We start from the raw sequence: 20,387 nt of genomic DNA, 5'->3' as shown, positions 1-20,387 counted from the left end.
GCCTTATCTCTTTGTATCAAGCTTTAAGCTTTTACGAATGCCTTTATCCAATACTGAGGCTGGTGCGAAACGGCGTAGAAACTTAAACAAGCGAGCGGTTTTGCCAGCGGTATAGCGTAATTTGGGGTGTGATGCTTGAGCCGCTTCTAGTACGACACTGGCTGCGACTTCTGGTTCGTCAGCGGTAGCCATGGCTTCGCTAACAACATCCACTAGCTTCGCTCGAATCGCATCGTACTCGCTAATTTTTGAATCGGGCTCAATATTATTTGCCTCAAATTTGGTTTTCACATAGGCCGGTTCAATCACCGACACTCTAATACCTTGCGTACGTAGTTCATGATCTAACGCTTCAGAGTAACCCTCAACAGCGTGCTTACTAGCACAATACAGTGCGGCGTAAGGAACAGGAACGACTCCAAGAATTGAGCCAATGTTGATAATTCTACCGCTACCTTGACGACGCATATGTGGCACGACAGCACGCGTCATTCTGACAACACCATGAAAGTTTGTGTCGAACATGGCCTTGGCTTGCTCAATGGAACTCTCTTCTGCCGCCGCAGGAGAAAAACCAAAACCCGCATTATTGACCAAAAGATCGATGCGTCCTTCAAGACGAATCAGTTCAGCAATGGCTGCCTCAACGGAGGTATCATCAGTAACATCAAGCGGGAGCATCTTAAAACGAGATTGCCCTGATGTCGCCCCACGACGGCTAGTGCCGTAGACGCTGTAGCCTGCAGCTACAAGTTTTATGGCCGTGGCTTCGCCAATGCCTGATGAGGCACCTGTTACCAAAGCGACAAGTTTATTGGTCATTACGTAACTCCTTAAGCAAATCTGTAGTTTTCAGCATCTGTGTGGGGCTATGAATCAAGTTTTTATAGTCGTTTATGCTGTTTTATAACGAGTAGCGGCATGTGACATTTCGATATCGGAAAGCAACCCTTGTCGAGCCTTGTCTAGATCATTCCAACGAGTCTCGTTATGCAGTGGTGGAATAGTGACCAGCTCTCGACGGTCAAAGCCAACCAAAGCTGCATCAACCAGTTCATTCACTTCCATCATTGGCGAAGAGTTGCTGATATCGATACCTGCACGATCCCAAATTTCGGTATAAGTGCCCGCTGGCAATAGCGCTTGCACGTAAATGCCTTTAGAGGACAATTCTAGGTTCATCCCTTGAGATAAGAACAAAACGAATGCCTTGCTCGCACCGTAGACAGTCATTTGGTATTCAGGCGCAAGACCCACAACAGAGGACACATTGACGATAGAACCTTTGCCCGCTTTGACTAATCGAGGGGTTACTGCATTAGCAAGTCGGGTTAACGCCGTGATGTTTAATGCGATCAGCTTTTCAATTGAATCTGGTGTTTGTTCAACAAAGCGACCAGATTGAGCGATACCGGCGTTGTTAATCAGTGTGTCAATGCGATCGTCTTCTTGTAGACGTTTTTCAACCAAGGCAAGGTCGCTGGATTTCGTCAGATCAGCAGGCAAGACATCGACATTCACGTTGTATTCTTGACGTAAACGAGTGGCCACTGTTTCAAGTTTTCCGCCATCACGGGCAACAATAACCAAATCATGACCACGACGCGCAAAACGATCCGCATAGACAGCGCCAATGCCCGTAGAAGCGCCAGTGATAAGAACAGTAGAATTTGACATGATATGTTTCTCTTTAAATAATTTTCTGAATAATGTTTAAAAAGTGGCGGCACACAAACCGCAGTCGCCACGTTATTCGCTCAGCGTCAGCGCTATTACGCGTTCGCCAGTGTTGGGTAATCGGTATAGCCTTTGGCACCACCGCCATAAAGCGTTGAGCCATCCAGCTCGTTTAACGCGGCGCCCGTTTCTAATCGTTCAACAAGATCAGGGTTGGAAATAAAAGGGCGTCCAAGGGCAAATAAATCCACCTTGCCTTCTGCTAACTGAGCAGACGCCAGCTCGGTGTTATAACCATTGTTGCCCATGTAAGTGTTTTTGAAACGTTGACGCAGAGAATCATAATCAAACGGGGCGATATCACGTGGGCCACCTGTTGCGCCTTCCACAACATGAAGGTACACAATGCCAAGCGCATTCAACTTATCTGCCACATAATCGTACTGTTCTTGTGGATTGCTGATGGAAATAGCGTTTGCTGGTGAAACGGGAGAAATACGCACGCCGGTGCGATCCGCGCCAATTTCTTTACTAACCGCTTCCGTCACTTCTAAAAGCAATCGTGCGCGATTTTCAACAGAACCACCGTAGGAATCAGTACGCTGATTCGCGCCATCTTTTAGAAACTGTTCCAACAGATAACCATTGGCACCGTGGACTTCAACACCATCAAAGCCTGCTTTCATCGCATTGGCCGCCGCTTGGCGAAAGTCATCAACAATGGCGGGGATTTCATCAATGTCTAATGCGCGAGGTTCAGACGTATCGGCGAAGCCATTATTGACGAACACTTTGGTTTCCGCACGAATGGCAGAAGGCGCGACAGGTGCATCACCATTTGGTTGCAAATCCACATGAGAAATACGACCAACGTGCCATAGTTGAACAAAAATCTTTCCGCCCTTGGCGTGTACCGCATCGGTCACTTTTCGCCATCCATCGATTTGGTCCTGAGTGAATAATCCAGGTGTGTCTTGGTAGCCTTGGGCTTGTGCTGAGATTTGAGTGGCTTCCGTGATGATCAAACCAGCGGATGCGCGCTGTGCATAATAGGTCGCAGCCAATTCATTCGGTACTAAACCTGCACCAGCACGGTTGCGCGTCAATGGTGCCATTACAAAGCGATTAGATAACGTGAGTGAGCCAAGGGTATAGGGTTGAAATAGTGTGTGATCAGTCATTTTTTTCGTTTTCCATTTTTCATCTGTGGAGAATTCATTAATGATGACGATCATAATCTAAAATGTCAATACTTTGATTATGATCATAATCAAAGTATACTGAGTCATGATTTTGGCGAGGAGATGAAATAAAAATGAAAGTGACAAAAGCACAGGTTCAAGAAAACCGCGAACGTATCGTCAAGACGGCATCGATATTATTTCGCGAACGTGGTTACGACGGCGTGGGCATTGCAGAACTTATGTCTACGGCAGGATTAACTCACGGTGGCTTTTATAAACACTTTAAGTCTAAGGCAGATTTGATGGCCGAAGCGGCGGCATTTAGTTTTGCGAAGTCAGCTGAAGAAACCTCTGATATCGATATGGTCGCCTTTACAAAGCAATATCTGTCCCGTGAGCACAGAGATTCAAGCGGCAATGGCTGTACTATGGCGGCTCTTTGCACAGACGCAGGGCGTCAATCAGAGTCCATTAAAGAAACCTTTTTGACTGGTATTGAGAATCAACTAACAACCTTGATCAATGGTAAAGAATTGACAGAAGAGGAAAGAAAACGCCAAATCAGCGCCATTGCTCATGCTGTTGGTGCCCTCGTTTTATCTCGATCCTGTCCAGATAATTCACCTCTTGCAAATGAAATTCTTGATGTCTGTCGAGAAGAGATACTGGCGCAGCTAACCGAGAAATAATATTTAACAGAGAGTAAGCTCAGACAACAGCATGCCTGTTATCTGAGCGATTCAAGACAAACCAAGCCACCCTTAACCCACGGTCATTTTGACTTTTGGATAGCGGACTTTTTTGCTTCTTGGGCTGGCGAGGAAGTAGGCGAGCGTCAATGGCCCAAGGCGGCCGATGAACATCAAGAAGATAATGATGCCTTCTCCTGTGTTACTCAATGATCCGGTTAAGCCACGAGAAAGACCAACCGTGCCCAATGCCGATACGGCTTCGAAGACAACGTCGATCATCTGTGCGTGCTTTTCACTCACCAACAATACGAATATAGCCAACCAAGTGACACCGATGGAAATCATGCTCAAGGCCAGAGCTTTGCTGATTACTTCCTTAGGAATCTCGCGCTTAAAAACGTTTACTTCTTCATCACGACGCAGGTAAGCGTAAGTCGCTAAGACCAGCAACATAAAAGTCACCACCTTGATGCCGCTGGCGGTACTCAAGGATCCACCACCAATGAACATCAATACCAACATCAGTGACGTCGTGGCGTCTCTTAGCTGTTCAATGTCGAGGGTATTAAACCCTGCCGTGCGCGGGGTGACCGCTTGAAACCAAGACGCCAGCCACTTGCCTGTTTCGCTCAATGGACCAAGAGTATTCGGATTACTGTATTCGATAAAATAGATAGCAAGCAGGGCGACAAAATTGATAACAATCGTGCCAGTAATCATCATTTTGCTGTAGGGGGAAAGTCTCGCCCAGCGGCGATTTTTCATCAGATCAATCCATACGGAAAAACCCAAACCACCAATGATGAACAAGCCGCTGATGGTAAAATTCACGATAGGATCAGCCACGTAAGGCATTAAGCTCGCTGAGGAGAGCGCAAATCCGGCGTTATTAAAGGCGCTGATGGTGTAAAAAAAGCCATGAAACAAGCTGGTTTTCCATCCCAAGGTATCACTCCAATGCAGCGCAAGAATCAACATACCGATGACTTCGACAATCAAGGAAAACAGTAATACAGACTTCGCCGTAGAAACGATGGTGGAGGCGTCTGTTTGATTAAATGCTTCAATGGCTACCGTACGCTGCAAAAAACCAATACGGCCGCCTAACGCGACGAGAGTGACGATAGCGAAGGTCATTAAGCCAAGGCCGCCGCATTGGATCAAAATCGCAATCACGACTTGTCCAAACATGGTAAAGGCCGTTCCCGTGTCTTCTACCACTAAGCCCGTCACTGTGACGGCAGACGTAGCGGTAAAGACGCTGTGTAGCCAGGAAATCGGTTGTGTGGTGGCAATCGGTAATTTAAGCAGCAAGGTACCAATAATAATCAACAATAAAAAACCGCCACATAAAATCAAAGGTGGCGCCGCCATGATTTTTTTCGCCGCTTTTGGATGACGCTCTATGGCGGTAACCGCAGGATCCCAATTCACCATCTCAAGCCAGCCTTGGTGCAATATGTTTTAGTTCACTGCGAGGACCACATAGCAACAAGATATCTTTCTCTTTTAGGACAAAGGTTTTGTCTAACTGCAAAAATGTCTCTTGCTCACGTTTAACCATCACCGCATCGACTTTTCCTTTTGCCGGGTCCAGAACATCACCAAGAGGACGTCCGTCTAACTGTGGTTTGATATGAATCTCCACCACGTACAAACCATGACCAATAGACAAATAATCGTTCACCATCGGGTAATTCAGTGCTTGCGCTACTCGCACACCCATTTCTTCTTCTGGATGAATGATACGTGCCACGCCTAGTTTAGAGACAATGGTATGATGGGCGCGGCTACTGGCTTTGACCCAGATTTCTTTTACACCGAGCTTTTTCAGTGCCAAGATGCACAACAGGCTAGATTCCATGTCTTCGCCAATAGCCACCAGCACAGCATCGCTGTTGATCAGATCAAGCTCTTTTAGCGCGTTTTCGTCGGTAGAATCACAAATCATCACTTGGGTGAAGTCATCGACGTACTTTTCAGCAATTTTCGAATCTCGATCTACGCCCGTTACCGTATGGCCTAAATAAATCAGCTCCATGCTGGCTGCAACACCAAAACGCCCTAAACCAATCACTGTAAAATGCGCCATATTGATTACCTTTTGTTCGTATTTTTGAAGAGTCTTTCGATAATTTAACGATCAGATAAAAATCGATAACCCAGACCAGGTTCCGTTTTGATAACACGCTGATCATTGGCATTATCGTTGAGCTTTTTTCGCAGCTGGCTAACTAAAATTCGCAAGTAGTGCGAGTCTCGGGTATGAGTCACACCCCAAATTTTGGCCAGCAACTCTTCTTGCATCACCAGTTTGTCTGGCGTGGTCATCAACATGCGTAAAAAGGCAAATTCCTTCTTGGTTAACGCCAAGGGCGCACCTTGTAACCACACCTGATTGCTACTGATTTCTAACTTAATATTACCTGTTTCTAGAACATCTGCCGGTGAGTGGGTATTCACTAAATCCCGTAACAAGACTTTCACTCGAACAATTAATTCGCGAATGCCAAAGGGTTTGCTCAGGTAATCATTCGCGCCCGCTTCAAGCAGGCGAATCTTTTCATCTTCTTCATCTCGAGCTGTCAGAATCAAAATAGGCGTGTTGCTGGTGGAACGCACAAAGTTAACCAAATCCATGCCGTCGCCGTCTGGTAAGCCTAAATCCAAAATCAACAAATGCGGTGAATCTTGTTCAATCACGCGTTTTGCAGCGGCAATGGATTCGGCACCAAGATACTCAAAACCTTCTGCGGCTAATGAAATACGAATGAAGGTGTGGATTTGAGGCTCGTCATCGACCACCAAGATTTTATAAGAGGTCATGATACGCTACCTTTTTCGTTAATAGACGGCTCATCGCATGCAGGTAAACAGATACGAATTAGACAGCCTTGCTCGACGGGAACAGATTGAATAGAACCATGGTGAGCCGCAATAATGCCTCTTGATACAGCTAACCCCAAACCGGTGCCGCTGTCATTTCGCTTGAAAGAGTCGACCGAGTAGAACAACTCAAAGACAGTTTCAGACTGGGCTGAGCTAATGCCAACCCCTTGATCTCGTACATCAATAACCACCTGAGGATGCTTATTATCTGTGTCTAATGTCTTTATCGAAATAGTGACAGTTTTATCTATTGGTGAATATCGCAAGGCATTATCGATAACGTTAAAAATGGCCTGCTGAATAAGCGACGCACTCACCGAAATCAGCGGCAGCTTATCGTCTATTTGTAGAATCAAACGGGACTTTTGCTGACTAAAACGGTCCATAACAAGATGAATAATGGCGACGGCAGATTGCTCAGACACTTTTGGGATAACCGCGCCATGGTTCAGTTTTGTCGCTTGCAGTAGGTTCTCTATATATTGGTGAAGGCGATGACTTTCGATGGTGGCGCTGTCTAGCAGCTCCTGCTTTTCCTGTTCCGAGAGCTTAGCCATGTATTCTTTTAAGGTGCTCAAAGTACCAATAATGGTCGCCAGCGGCGTGCGTAAATCATGAGAAACCGACAATAAAATACTGTTACGAAGTTGCTCTTGTTTTAATTGGTTTTGCTGATGTTGATATAACTCTGCCAGCTTACTGGTGATTACCGCCACCAGCAGAAATACCAGTAAATTCACCATGTCATCGCCATTAAACATCTCGAATGAATAACGCGGCGTGGTAAACAGGAAGTTAAAGCAAAGCGCTTCAAACAGCGCCACGCCATACACCCATCGGGAACGACAGGATAAAGCGACTACCACCACCGCCAGCTGCAAAATCAGCAAAACGGCAATATTTGATCCAAGCCAAATATCCAATCCATAGCTGATCAGCAAAGCCGTGCTAACAGCAAGCACGGCTAAATAGTGAGAAGGGATTGTTGGTGTTTTCATTTTCATGGTGTCGCTTGTCAACGCCTTTAAATAAAGAAGAGTACAAGCAAGACTGTAGCAAAGGGCGCAGAGATTGGCGCGTAAAAAAACCGTAACGTTTTTATTGGCCATCGCATTAATTGGACCGCCACATTAATTAGCTGATCAAACGACCTAATTGAATTGCGGCGGCGATGTTTCGTGATGAGTTGATTAGATTGCTTTCGGCTTGAGCCAAGACATTATCCAAGCTATCGAGCGCCGGAATAATGGGGAATATCGCCAACATGCCGTGCGCCAAAATCGCTTCGGCATCTCTACCCAAACTACCAGCAATACCAATGGTTGGAACCCCGTTTGCGTTGGCTTGTTTCAACACGCCCATGGGTGTTTTGCCAAAGACAGTTTGGCCATCTATTCGGCCTTCACCAGTAATCACTAAATCGGCATTTTTCAACTTGTCAGCCAGACCAACCGTTTCCATGACAATCTCGATGCCGGGCTTTAAAGTCGCATTAAGAAACACTTTCGCGCCCAATCCCATGCCACCAGCCGCGCCAGCGCCAGGATCGAGTCGATGGTCAGCAAAACCATTCTGCACTAAAACATCCGCAAAGTGCTCGAGTGTTTTATCTAACAAGATCACCATTTCAGGTGTTGCGCCTTTTTGAGGACCAAAAATAGCGGAAGCACCACGTTCACCACATAAAGGATTATCAACATCACAGGCAACATCGAAGCGGCATTCGGCGAGAAGAGGGTGCACCTGACTGATATCAACCTGACTCAATTGCGCGAGCGCCATACCGCCAAAGGGTAGTTCTTGATTATTATCGCCTTGAAATTGAATGCCTAATGCTTGTGCCAAACCAACACCCGCGTCATTGGTTGCACTGCCACCTAATCCCAAAACAATGTGTTTAATGCCTCGATCTAGGGCATCTTTGATCAGTTCACCGGTTCCAAAGCTAGTGGTGTAAAGTGGATCACGCTGATCCCGTGGCACCAAATGCAAACCTGAAGCGGACGCCATTTCGATCACCGCAGTGGCCGATGTCTGGCCTTCGGTTGCACCTAAAATACCGTATTGCGCCATCACTTTATTGCCCAGTGGCCCTGTGACTTCAAGATCCACCAAATACCCTTGAGTCGCATCGACCATGGATTGCACCGTGCCTTCACCGCCATCCGCCATCGGCACTTTGATGTATTGTGCGTCAGCAAATACTTGACGAAAGCCCGCTTCAATCGCATTCGCTACTTCCAGCGCGGTTAAACTTTCTTTAAAGGAATCCGGTGCAATCACAATCTTCATAGCTGTTCCCTTTGTGTCATTGAGTTTTGAATAAATCAAAGCAAGAAATGCGCCTATCTACTCAGCAAGATAAGCGCAAAAACAATCCGCTAGAGCAAGAACAAGCTCAGAATATACACAAGGCACATTGCGGTGACGCCTTGAATCAGAGTCGCCATGGTTTGCGCTTTATAAGCTTGTGGAACGCTCATACGGCTAAATTGAGTCACAACCCAGAAGAAACTATCGTTTGCATGAGATACCGTCATAGCGCCCGCACCAATCGCCATAACAGTTAGTACGCGACCCATTTCACTGGCTAAACCAATATCGCCCAACATAGGAGCCACTAAAGCAGATGTTGCCACTAGAGCAACCGTAGAAGAGCCTTGTGCTGATTTTAAAGCTGCTGCAACAATAAATGGCATAAAGATACCAATACCAAGCGCCGACAATGACGTACCAAGAAAATCACCGATTGGTGTCGCTTTAAGAACCGCACCAAAAGCACCACCCGCACCAGTGATTAATAAAATAGGGGCAGCAACCACCAAACCTTGGCTAATCCTTTCACTAAACTCTTCAATTTTTTTATTACTTTTTAGCAACAACAAAGATAAAAACAAACCGATTAACAAGGCATTTACAGGTTGTCCTAAAAAGACTAATACATCGTATAAAGTCTCTTTTCCCAATGGTGCGGAAGGAAAAGCAGCAATAGATCCAAAACAGATTAATAAAATAGGGACAAAGATCGGCGCAAAAGCTTTGAATGGGCTTGGCAGCTCACCGTAACTTTGCTTTAACGCTTCATAATCTTCATTTTGCGTTTTTAGTTCATCCGCACCTTCACCATCAGGCTCGGCATTTGCAAAGCGATTTGCCCATAACATGCCTGCCAAAGCGGCAACTGCAGCAACAAAAACACCTACTAAGATAACCAAACCCAAATTTGACTCTAAGCCTAGATTCCCAGCCGCGGCAATAGGACCTGGTGTTGGAGGAACAAAAGTATGAGTAGCATAAAGACCCGTTGCCAACGCCACACTCATGGACACACTGGAAACCTTCATGCGATTTGCCATCGACTGCTTCAATGAGTTCAAGATGACAAAACCAGAATCACAAAATACTGGGATAGAGACGAGATAACCAATCAAAGACATGGTTAAAGTAGGGAAACGCTTACCTAAAAGCTTAATAACGCAATTAGCCATCGTAATGGCAGCACCACTTTTTTCTAAAATAGTACCGATAATGGTACCCAAAACAATCACCAAACCAATATAACCAAGAATACCGCCAAAACCCGACGTGATGGTTTTTGCAATAGTACTACTGGGTAAACCATAGGCAAAAGCAGCGATAAAGGCGGCTAATATCAAGGTTAAAAATGGGTGAAGTTTAAATCTAGATGTAGCTAAGACGATAAAGGTAATAACCCCTATCAGGATAAGTACTAAGTTCATCGAGGAATGTCCTTTTTAATTTTAATTATTGGAGCCAATGACACCAGCGTTCAAGACTTTTCATTATTCAATAAATGGACATCAGAAGCTTTAGCCACTTGGCTGGATATTAGGCTATTAACTCGCTATTTTTTGGTCGTTTGCACAAAAAAACTAATATTAAGGCCATAGAATAGCTATTTTTCTGTCATTGATCGGTTATTAGCTGACCTAGGTACAAACTAAAAAGACCGTCTAAGCTATGAATATCAACTTGAGTAATCGCTTGGATCTTGTCTAAACGATATCGCAATGTATTACGATGGATATGAAGCGCATTTGCACAGTGCTGTAAATCACCAAAGTGGGTGATGTAAGTAGCGAGGGTTTTTCTTAACAAGCCTTTGTTATCGACGGATTGAAGTTGCTGGTAATGACTGGATAAAACATCACCTCGCCAATTATGCTTTAGTCCTGATAGCAAAACCTGCAAGGAATAATCTTCAAAAAGGTACTTTTTGTCTTCGCTTTTCATCTTTTTACCAATTAGCAAGGTTTCTTGTGCTGTTTGATAAGAGTGTGCTATTCCCTCAATGCTTGGAAAATAATGCCCTAAGGAAATTTTTGTGCACTCCTTAAGATGAGTAGGCAAACGATTTAGTAACGAGTCGATCCGTGTACTTTCTAAAATAGGATCCCAGTGTTTACCATCAAGAAAAGCAGGTTTTAAAATAACCAATTGATTTAACGAGGTCATAGCAACCAAGTTATCGCGCTCTGGACTCTGTAAAAGGTGTAATATTTCTTTGAGGTTATTAGCGCCATTGCTGTCATGTTGCGAGCGTGAGCTCAGACCGCTGACTTCAATAATGGCAGCAACTCGCGGGGTATCGAGAGAAATACCTAGCTGCGAGGCCCACTCGATAAGCTGAGATTTATGCGGAAACTCCCCCTTAATGAGCTGTAGTATGAATTCTTCTTTCTGGCGGTTTTCCCATTGTAGATTGTCCTGTAGATTAGCTTGCTCAACAATCATCTCAGCGGTCATCTTGAGCAACTGACCATACGGCGTTATTTCTTTAAATTCGCCAGTAATACCAATCACGCCAATGATTTTTCCTTGGTAATGCAGAGGTAAATTAATACCTGGCTTAACACCAATGAGACCAGAAGCCACTTCAGGAGTAATTTCTACTACTCTATTTTGGGTGATAGCTAATAAAGCCCCTTCATGGACAGCACCAATACGCAAATTATCGCCGGAACCAAGAATCACACCCCGACTGTTCATCACATTAACATTGTGACCCAAAATACTCATGGTACGAGTAACGATTTGCATAGCAATAGCAGGGTCTAATACGTCCATTGGGGCTCCAATCAATAACAAAGGCGGCATCATGTTACTGAAAACTAACTAGGGAAAACAACTTGATAGACATCAATCAGACACAGAGTACAAAAACGCTCTGTGACTGATCAAAGTAAAGAAATGATTTTGCTTAAGACCTTTTCACTACGGCTTTAATAATGAAACAATAACTCGACCACGTACCTTTCCATCAAGCAATTTATAGGCCGTTTCTACTACGTCTTCCAAACCGATTTCTTCACTGATGCTATCAAAGTCTTCTGGTTGCAGCAGTTCACTCAAGCGTTGCCATGCTTCAATACGATCGGCTAAAGGTCGCATAACGCTGTCGATGCCGATTAGCTTGACACCGCGCAAAATGAACGGCGCAACAGAAGCAGGGAAGTCCATACCTTGAGCTAGGCCACAAGCGGTTACCACGCCACCGTATTTTGTACTTGCACAGGCGTTGGCTAAAGTGTGACTACCGACACAATCGATGACGCCAGCCCAACGCTCTTTCTGCAAAGGTTTACCGGGCTCGGAAAGTGACTTTCGGTCAATGATGTCGCTCGCGCCAAGACTTTTCAAATAGTCGCTTTCTTCCATTCGTCCAGTTGAGGCAACCACGTGATAACCAAGACGATTCAGTAGACGAATGGCAAAACTACCAACACCACCATTGGCGCCAGTGACTAGAATTTCACCAGAATCAGGTGTAACACCTTGTTTTTCAAGAGCAAGTACCGACAACATGGCAGTATAACCTCCTGTACCTATTGCCATAGATTGTTTAGCGTCTATACCTTTTGGCAGTGAAATGAGCCAATCGCTTTTGAGTCGAGCTTTTTGTGCAAGCCCACCCCAATGCATTTCACCCACACCAAAACCATTCAGTATGACGAAATCGCCTTCAGAGAAGCGATCAGAGTCGCTTTGTAAAACTTTACCGACTAAATCGATTCCCGGCACCATAGGAAAAGAACGCACAACAGGAGACTTACCAGTGATGGCTAAGCCGTCTTTGTAATTTAAGGTGCTGTAATGCACTTCAATCAACACATCACCTTCTGGCAGCAGATCTTCCTGAAGTTCAACCACAGATGCTGTACTTTTTTTATCTTCTTGGGTGATCAATAAACCTTTAAACATAAATTCTCCACTTTAGACCGTTCGTCTAGTTAAATAGCTAAAAACCCAGGCTTTGCAGCCTGGTTTATTGTTAATGGGTTTTGCTTTGAATCGCTTGGGTAAAAAATGTCATAAACAAGCTTAATGGCTGAGTGCTTTTTACTAATCTAGCTCGATGAACCGCGCCTTCCCAGCCAATCCAAAATGCCTGAGAAGTCTCTTCAATACTGCCTTGTATATCAATTTCACCTTGTTTTTGGCTTTCTAATAAACAGGTCGCAACGCGTGACTGCCAACTTTGGTAGGTCGCTTGTAATTGATCTCGAAATGCTTCTGATAACAAGGTAGATTCTTGCTCCAAGTTGCCGACTAAACAGCCACGCTTAAACTCATGATGGACAATGCCGTCTTGAGCGTCTTGGGCAAAACGCTTTAATCGCTCTAAGGGAGAAAATGCCTCATCGAGCAAAAAACCATCTAACTTAGCTTCGAAATAACGGCGATAGCGCTCTAAAACGGCCAAACCAAAGGCTTCTTTACTGGAAAAGTAATGATAGAAAGACCCTTTTGGCACACCAATCGATTTTAAAATCGGATCAATGCCACTGCGGGTAAAACCAGATTCTGTCAATATCAGCATACCAGCGCGTAACAAAGCTTCTCGAGTATCCAAAGCATCTATTGACGGCTTTTTTGGCCGCCCGCGACGAGGTTTATTGGGCTGATTGACGGCGATATCTGGTTTATCAAGGATAGAAAGCAAATGTTTATACCTAGGCAATAAAATACGATAGGCATTAATTTAGACCACTCGTCTATTAAATTCAATGACGTTAATTCATGTAAGTTAATTTAAGAACGTAAAGTCTTATATTACGGTATCTTCTCTTAGCTTGTCTTTTGTCGGTGGCGCGCCGAAGTAGCGTTTATAGTCTCGACTAAATTGATGCACACTTTTATAGCCAACTTCTAAAGAAATCTGACTGACATTTAGGTTACCTTGGCTTAACAGCATTTGTGCTTTTAAAAGACGCAAACGTTTCAAATACTGTAGAGGAGAAGACCCTGCGATATTTTTAAAATGATGGTGAAAACTGGAAACACTCATGTTGGCATCTTCAGCGAGTTGTTCAACACGAACTTCTTGATCCAACTGCTGATGTAATTGCTTAAGAGAGTTCACTATCAACGAAAAGCGACCTTGGTTTAACACTAAGGTACGTAAAGCATCACCCTGTGGGCTTTGTAAGGCTTCAAAAACGACTTCCCTAACTCGACTTTGTCCCATTATTTTTGCGGTATACGGATCATGTAACGCTTTAATTAAGCGAGAAACAGATTCAATCATGTCATCACTCATTGGGACGGATGACATAGGAAAATGAGATACAGATGGTTTTAATGTCTCTTCAGAAGAAACAGAAACTAATTCAGATAATAAAACAGGGTCTATATCGATAGAGACGCCTAAAAGAGGTTCTTGTTGGCTTGCAAAGGTTTCGCATTCGAAAGGCAGAGGCAGCGTTTGAACCAAGTAATGACCAGAATTGTAGTGAATTTCGCGGTCGCCTAGATAACCTATTTTTTGACCTTGAACAATGATAGTGAGTCCTGGACGATAAATAAGAGGGCTTCTAGGTAATGATTTCGCGCACTTCATTAGGCGAACATTGGCAATTAAGGTATCGCAGAAACCATCTTCGCTCACTAGAGGTTTGATCAAATCTACTAAATTTATATCGCTCATCTTTGATCCATCCATCTATTAAAATCAATGGGGTTATTATCCATACAAGATTGTGTAGGAAAAGTTAAGTTTTACAAATTTAGAGAAATAGGCAAAACAATAGCAAGAATGCACAACACAAAACGAAGAAGTTTACTCTACACTAGGTGTCACGTATTTCATGTTCAAACACTGGAGTAACAATTTATGAGCCAAGCAAAATCCTATGCAGCACTCTCTGCAACGACCCCTTTAGCACCATTTTCATTTGAACGTCGCGCCCTTCGCGAAGACGATGTAAACATTGATATTCTTTATTGTGGTGTATGTCACTCAGACATTCACGTTGCTGAGAGTGATTGGGGACCAAGTAATTACCCAATCGTCCCAGGCCATGAAATTGTCGGTAAAGTCACCGAAATTGGCAGTAAAGTCTCTAAATACAAGGTTGGCGACATTGTTGGTGTTGGCTGTATGGTCGACTCTTGCCAGCACTGTTCACACTGCGCATCAGATTTAGAGCAATACTGCGATAATGGCTTTGTTGGAACTTACGGCTTTAACGATTTAATTGATGGCACTTTAACTTACGGCGGCTATTCTGATCACATCGTTGTGCGTGAAAAATTTGTCCTATCCATTCCAGAAACCTTAGACCTAAGTAAAGCAGCTCCTTTATTGTGTGCAGGCATCACGACGTATTCTCCGCTTCGTCATTACGGTGTGAAAGCTGGCGATAAGGTCGGTGTGTTAGGCATGGGTGGCCTTGGACACATGGGCGTAAAATTCGCCAAAGCTTTTGGTGCCGAAGTGACTATTTTTACACGCTCAGAAAGCAAAATTGCGGAAGCAAAAAAACAAGGCGCGGATCATGTGATTGTTTCAACCGACGACGCACAAATGCAAGCCGCAGCAATGACATTTGACTACTTGTTAGACACCATTCCTGTTCAACATGATTTGAACCCCTATCTAAATTGTTTGAAAGTGGATGGCACACACATTTTAGTTGGTCTTATTGAACCTTTGGAACCAGCCGTTCACACCGCTAATTTGGTGATGAAACGTCGCGTTCTTACTGGTTCTTTGATCGGTGGTATCGCAGAAACACAAGAAATGTTGGAATTCTGTGCGGAACACAATATTGAGTGTGATGCTGAGATGATCAATATTCAAGATATCAACCAAGCTTATCAACGTATGAAAAAAGGCGATGTGAAATACCGCTTCATCATTGATATGAAAAGCTTGAAAGAAGAAGCTTAATCGAGCTTTATAGCTCTTTTGTGTTGTCTTAAAATAAGTTAATAGTTAAAAAGCGCCTTTGATAGGCGCTTTTTTTGCTCTATTTCTATTGCCCTCTATTATTTAGAGAGTGAGAGAGCGATGACGTTATTTTTTTGCTAATAACTTATTCGCTAAACGCAGCGCATGAGCAGAATGCTCTGCCATTAACTGTTTGGTATCAATTCCGACGGCATGACCGTTTTCTACTGTCCACTTACCCGCGATCATTACTCGGTCGGCTTTTTGTGCGCCACACAATAAAAGCGCCGCTAAAGGATCATGACTGCCTGAAAAGCGTAATTCATCCAATTTAAAAAGCGCCAGATCAGCTTGCTTCCCAACAGCGATTTCACCAATGTCTTCACGCCCCAGTACGGCAGCTGAACCTTTAGTCGCCCAACGATAAGCATCGAAGTGAGAAACATTGGCGGAACCATAACGTAATCGTTGGATATATAAGGCTTGGCGAACTTCCATAATCATATTAGAACCGTCATTAGACGCGGATCCATCAACACCTAATCCAACCAAGGCGCCAGCCGCTTCTAGTTCATTATTTCGTGCAATGCCCGAACCCAACATCATGTTTGAGGTTGGACAGTGACAAATTCCCACTTTAGCTTTACCTAGACGACTTATTTCATCCTCATCAAAGTGAATGCCATGGGCTAACCACGTTCTATCATGTAACCAACCGACACTTTCTAAATAGTCGACAGTACGCATACCAAAACGTTTTAGACAAAAATCTTCTTCATCTAAGGTTTCGGCAAGATGAGTGTGTAAACGTATATTTTCAGCTTTTGCTAATTCCGCGCTGCTTTTCATAATATCTGTGGTGACTGAAAAAGGCGAACAGGGTGCTAAGGCGATTTGAATCATCGCGCCTTCACCTCGTTGATGATGAGCTTTAATCAATCGCGCGCTGTCATCAATAATGGTTTTTTCATCCTGAACAGTAGATTGAGGCGGCAAACCGCCATCTTTTTCCCCCAAACTCATGGAACCACGAGTAAACATAGCCCGCATACCAAGAGACTTAGCAACATCAACTTGCACATCAATGGCATTTTCCATACCGGCGGGGAATAAGTAATGATGATCTGCAGCAAGCGTACAACCGGATTCCATTAATTCCACCATGGCAAGCTTAGTAGCGCTGGCAAGCATCTCCGGTTCTAATTCAGCCCAAAGCGGATAAAGAGTCTGTAACCAAGGAAATAACGCTTTATTAAGGGCGTCAGGAAAAGCCCGTGTTAGCGTTTGATAAAAATGGTGATGCGTGTTGATTAAGCCTGGCAAGACAACATGATTAGATGCATCAAAAATAACATCATAGTGGTTAATTGGCATTTTTCCAGCAGCAACCAATTCACAAATTTTCCCATCACGAATCACCACACCACCATCCGCGTTGGATGCCAATATAGCTTTAGGTGATTGAATCCAAGTCGCTCGCTCAATCATAGTAATCCTCATCTTTGTCGTTTGATCTGATAAAGATTACTACAAAAGCAAAATAGTTACTCACAGGTGGATATTTTATGAATTGTCTTTCTTTCTCCACAATGACTCACACAGCAGAAAAAAGCAGGGTCTAGCGTAATTATTCACATTAGTGATGTAGAAAAAATACGCCTAAATGGATTTTTTTAATTTATTTTCTTGTGGATTAAATTTAAAAAAAAAATGGTGAATTTTGTGTTAAAAAAATTATAAATCTTTTTAAAACAACACTTTAACGTATTTAAAACACAAAAAAACGCCTGTTGATAAGTATGGTGATAGGTTGATAAGAAGTTTTGCACAGTTTTTAACAACTTTGGCTTTAAAAATCGACTCTGTATAAGTAGCTATTTTATACACAGGTTCAGGTTATCCACACCACAAGATAACCCGCCCTGTCTTAACAAGATGTTATCTATGTAAATATTTAATAAATATAGTTTTTTTTATTTTATACACAGATATTTGCTTGCTATATAAACATAACAAACATAAAAGAACTTATATACTTACTTAAATATATTAATATTGATGACCGGGATAAGAGGGTTTCGATCTCTTTCTTTTTGGAAATTTGCCTATATACTAAGCGGCCTCAATCGATGGTTGATCGTTTTTTATTCATTTTTCTATTTATTAGTAATACCGAGGTTCCTGTGGATTTCCCAAGTCGCTTTGATGTGATTGTGGTTGGTGGCGGACATGCCGGTACAGAAGCGGCTTTAGCTGCAGCACGTATGGGCGTTAAAACTTTGTTACTTTCTCACAACATTGAAACTTTAGGACAAATGTCCTGTAACCCTGCCATTGGTGGTATTGGGAAGTCCCATCTTGTAAAAGAAATAGATGCTTTAGACGGCGCTATGGCATTAGCAACAGATCAAGCTGGTATTCAATTTCGTACTTTGAATTCCCGCAAAGGTCCTGCTGTTCGAGCAACTCGTGCTCAAGCAGACCGTATATTATATAAAGCAGCTATTCGTCATAAGTTAGAAAACCAAGAAAATCTATGGCTTTTCCAACAATCTGCAGAAGATCTTATTGTTGAAGATGGCGCTGCTCGCGGTGTTATTACTCAAACGGGTATACGTTTTAATAGTAAAACCGTTGTTTTAACAGCCGGTACTTTTTTAGGTGGTGTTATTCACATTGGCTTACAAAACCACTCAGGTGGTCGAGCTGGAGATCCACCATCCATTGGCCTGGCACAAAAACTACGTGCTTTGCCATTTCGTGTTGATCGCTTAAAAACCGGTACACCACCACGAATTGATGCTCGCTCTGTTGACTTCTCACAAATGCAAGCACAACCGGGTGATGATATTGATCCAGTTATGTCTTACATGGGCAATCGCGCAATGCACCCTCGTCAAATTGAGTGCTTTATTACTCATACCAACGAACGCACCCATGATATTATTCGTGCGGGCATGGACAGATCACCTATGTACACAGGTGTGATTGAAGGTGTTGGCCCACGTTATTGTCCTTCTATTGAAGATAAAATTGTACGTTTTGCCGATAAAAACTCACATCAGATTTTTATCGAGCCAGAAGGTTTAACGACGCACGAACTTTATCCAAATGGTATTTCGACCTCCTTGCCATTTGATGTGCAAATTGAGCTCGTTCGCTCGATGAAAGGCATGGAAAATGCTCATATTATTCGTCCAGGCTATGCGATTGAATACGATTATTTTAATCCGCAAGATTTGAAATATTCCTTAGAAACCAAACACATGCCTGGTTTGTTCTTTGCTGGACAAATCAATGGTACAACAGGCTACGAAGAAGCGGGCGCTCAAGGCTTACTTGCTGGTTTAAACGCGGCGTTGCTTGCACAAGACAAAGACGCCTGGACACCTAGACGTGATGAAGCATATCTAGGTGTATTGGTTGATGATCTTATTAGCATGGGTACGAAAGAACCATACCGTATGTTCACTAGTCGTGCGGAATATCGCTTGATTTTGCGTGAAGACAACGCCGATATGCGTTTAACAGAGAAGGGTCGTGAACTTGGCTTGGTTTCTGATGAACGTTGGGCTGCCTTCTGCAAAAAACGCGAAGCCATTGAGTTAGAAACACAGCGGCTTAAATCTAGTTGGATTGTGCCAAATACTCCAGAAGCAGAAAGCATTAATCCAAAACTAGAAACGCCGATTACTCATGAGTACAGCTTGTTAGATTTGCTTAAGCGTCCGAATATAGTTTATTCCGATATTGCGAATTTAAAAAATGCTCTTGATGAACCTGTTGATGAACAGGTTTCTGAACAAGTCCAAATTGCGGTGAAATACGCGGGTTATATCACTCGTCAAGCAGAAGACATTGAGCGTTTACGCCGTCAGGAAAATACTGTATTACCTGATGATTTGGATTATTCCAAGATGGAAGGTTTGTCAAATGAGATCAAGCAAAAGCTGACTCAGTTGCGTCCTGCCACGCTTGCTGCGGCTTCTCGAATCCAAGGTGTGACGCCTGCTGCAGTATCCTTACTATTAATTCACTTGAAAAAACGTGCGATTGCGCGCAAAAGTGCCTAGAATCATCAGCCGATAATCCCTAATTGCTATCTTTATAGAAATGGATCGACTGTGACACACTTTGACACTATTCAAAAAGGCGCCCAACAAATGGGCGCTGCTTTATCTGATGAAACGATTCAGACTCTTGTAAAATACCTAGCCATGCTAGAAAAGTGGAACAAGGCTTACAACCTGACTGCTATTCGAGATGTTGAGCAAATGATCTCTTTGCACTTATTAGACAGTTTGGCGACTTTACCTTTTATAACAGGGGACAATATTATAGATGTTGGTACTGGACCTGGCTTACCTGGTATGGTGCTTGCTATATGTTATCCTGAAAAACGTTTCACCTTACTTGATAGTAACGGCAAAAAAACACGTTTCCTTACGCAAGTTAAGATGGAATTGGGTATTCATAACGCCACGGTAGCAAATGAACGTGTTGAAAAACACCCTCACCAAGGGGAATACGATCATGTCATTTCTCGAGCTTTTGCTTCATTACAAGATATGATTAATTGGACTTTACCTCTCCCCAAAGAGACGGGTAATTTTCTAGCCATGAAAGGGGTTTACCCTAGTGAAGAAATAGCGGCGCTACCGAAAGAGGTTGGTTTAGTATCTGTAGAGCCTCTTAATGTGCCAAATGTTCAGGCGGAGCGTCACATGGTAGTGATGACGCGTAAAGGATAAA

General features: G+C 43.5%; 18 protein-coding genes. 4 read left to right on the top strand and 14 right to left on the bottom strand.

Annotation, left to right across the window (positions count from 1 at the left end):
• Positions 1–3: 3 nt before the first annotated feature.
• From CYL31_RS00565 to CYL31_RS00555, 3 genes are all read right to left on the bottom strand, one after another.
• Positions 4–822, bottom strand: a complete 819-nt coding sequence (locus CYL31_RS00565) for an oxidoreductase (RefSeq protein WP_212917071.1) — start codon at positions 820–822, stop codon at positions 4–6.
• A 72-nt stretch (positions 823–894) separates the two neighbouring features.
• Entirely contained in the window at positions 895–1,677 is a 783-nt protein-coding gene (locus CYL31_RS00560; RefSeq protein ID WP_212917070.1) for an SDR family NAD(P)-dependent oxidoreductase, read from the bottom strand.
• A gap of 95 nt (positions 1,678–1,772) precedes the next feature.
• Positions 1,773–2,858 (bottom strand): alkene reductase, encoded by a 1,086-nt coding sequence (locus tag CYL31_RS00555; RefSeq protein ID WP_212917069.1) that lies wholly within the window; start codon positions 2,856–2,858, stop codon positions 1,773–1,775.
• A gap of 134 nt (positions 2,859–2,992) precedes the next feature.
• On the opposite strand from CYL31_RS00555, the gene CYL31_RS00550 reads away from it, so the two are divergent.
• Positions 2,993–3,550, top strand: coding sequence for a TetR/AcrR family transcriptional regulator (locus tag CYL31_RS00550; protein WP_212917068.1), 558 nt, complete (start codon positions 2,993–2,995; stop codon positions 3,548–3,550).
• Positions 3,551–3,622: 72 nt separating this feature from the next.
• Here CYL31_RS00550 and CYL31_RS00545 read toward each other — a convergent pair whose 3' ends face one another.
• The 10 genes from CYL31_RS00545 to CYL31_RS00500 form a co-directional block, all read right to left on the bottom strand.
• Positions 3,623–4,990 (bottom strand): TrkH family potassium uptake protein, encoded by a 1,368-nt coding sequence (locus tag CYL31_RS00545; RefSeq protein WP_212917067.1) that lies wholly within the window; start codon positions 4,988–4,990, stop codon positions 3,623–3,625.
• 1 nt (position 4,991) lies between these two features.
• Positions 4,992–5,645, bottom strand: a complete 654-nt coding sequence (locus CYL31_RS00540) for a potassium channel family protein (protein WP_212917066.1) — start codon at positions 5,643–5,645, stop codon at positions 4,992–4,994.
• Positions 5,646–5,689: 44 nt separating this feature from the next.
• Positions 5,690–6,379, bottom strand: coding sequence for a response regulator (locus CYL31_RS00535; protein WP_212917065.1), 690 nt, complete (start codon positions 6,377–6,379; stop codon positions 5,690–5,692).
• Positions 6,376–7,446 carry a sensor histidine kinase gene (locus tag CYL31_RS00530; protein WP_212917064.1) on the bottom strand — a complete coding sequence of 357 codons (1,071 nt, stop codon included), beginning with the start codon at positions 7,444–7,446 and terminating at the stop codon, positions 6,376–6,378. Before CYL31_RS00530 ends, CYL31_RS00535 begins: the two co-directional genes overlap by 4 nt.
• A 130-nt stretch (positions 7,447–7,576) precedes the next feature.
• Positions 7,577–8,734 (bottom strand): glycerate kinase, encoded by a 1,158-nt coding sequence (locus CYL31_RS00525; RefSeq protein ID WP_212917063.1) that lies wholly within the window; start codon positions 8,732–8,734, stop codon positions 7,577–7,579.
• Positions 8,735–8,823: 89 nt separating this feature from the next.
• Positions 8,824–10,182 (bottom strand): GntP family permease, encoded by a 1,359-nt coding sequence (locus CYL31_RS00520; protein ID WP_212917062.1) that lies wholly within the window; start codon positions 10,180–10,182, stop codon positions 8,824–8,826.
• Between the two features lie 187 nt (positions 10,183–10,369).
• The gene (locus CYL31_RS00515) at positions 10,370–11,530 is read right to left on the bottom strand and encodes a sugar diacid recognition domain-containing protein (RefSeq protein ID WP_212917061.1); all 1,161 of its coding nucleotides are present in this window, start codon (positions 11,528–11,530) and stop codon (positions 10,370–10,372) included.
• 147 nt (positions 11,531–11,677) lie between these two features.
• Positions 11,678–12,664, bottom strand: a complete 987-nt coding sequence (gene acuI / locus CYL31_RS00510) for an acrylyl-CoA reductase (NADPH) (RefSeq protein WP_212917060.1) — start codon at positions 12,662–12,664, stop codon at positions 11,678–11,680.
• Positions 12,665–12,734: 70 nt separating this feature from the next.
• Positions 12,735–13,406 carry an acrylate utilization transcriptional regulator AcuR gene (acuR, locus tag CYL31_RS00505; RefSeq protein WP_249411651.1) on the bottom strand — a complete coding sequence of 224 codons (672 nt, stop codon included), beginning with the start codon at positions 13,404–13,406 and terminating at the stop codon, positions 12,735–12,737.
• A 105-nt stretch (positions 13,407–13,511) separates the two neighbouring features.
• The gene (locus tag CYL31_RS00500) at positions 13,512–14,390 is read right to left on the bottom strand and encodes an AraC family transcriptional regulator (RefSeq protein ID WP_249411650.1); all 879 of its coding nucleotides are present in this window, start codon (positions 14,388–14,390) and stop codon (positions 13,512–13,514) included.
• A gap of 186 nt (positions 14,391–14,576) precedes the next feature.
• Here CYL31_RS00500 and CYL31_RS00495 point away from each other — a divergent pair, with 186 nt between their 5' ends.
• On the top strand, positions 14,577–15,635 hold the full coding sequence (locus CYL31_RS00495) for an NAD(P)-dependent alcohol dehydrogenase (protein WP_212917058.1): 1,059 nt from the start codon (positions 14,577–14,579) through the stop codon (positions 15,633–15,635).
• A 126-nt stretch (positions 15,636–15,761) separates the two neighbouring features.
• Here CYL31_RS00495 and CYL31_RS00490 read toward each other — a convergent pair whose 3' ends face one another.
• Positions 15,762–17,123, bottom strand: a complete 1,362-nt coding sequence (locus tag CYL31_RS00490) for an 8-oxoguanine deaminase (protein ID WP_212917057.1) — start codon at positions 17,121–17,123, stop codon at positions 15,762–15,764.
• Between the two features lie 695 nt (positions 17,124–17,818).
• Here CYL31_RS00490 and mnmG point away from each other — a divergent pair.
• Entirely contained in the window at positions 17,819–19,708 is a 1,890-nt protein-coding gene (gene mnmG / locus CYL31_RS00485; RefSeq protein WP_212918807.1) for a tRNA uridine-5-carboxymethylaminomethyl(34) synthesis enzyme MnmG, read from the top strand.
• Between the two features lie 51 nt (positions 19,709–19,759).
• Positions 19,760–20,386, top strand: a complete 627-nt coding sequence (gene rsmG, locus CYL31_RS00480; protein ID WP_212917056.1) for a 16S rRNA (guanine(527)-N(7))-methyltransferase RsmG — start codon at positions 19,760–19,762, stop codon at positions 20,384–20,386.
• Position 20,387: the final 1 nt, after the last annotated feature.

The organism is Marinomonas sp. A3A, assembly GCF_018336955.1.
In the GTDB taxonomy this organism is placed as follows: Bacteria; Pseudomonadota; Gammaproteobacteria; order Pseudomonadales; family Marinomonadaceae; genus Marinomonas; species Marinomonas lutimaris.
Note: the sequence above shows the minus strand (reverse complement) of the source record. Positions and strands in the feature narration are given on the sequence as shown.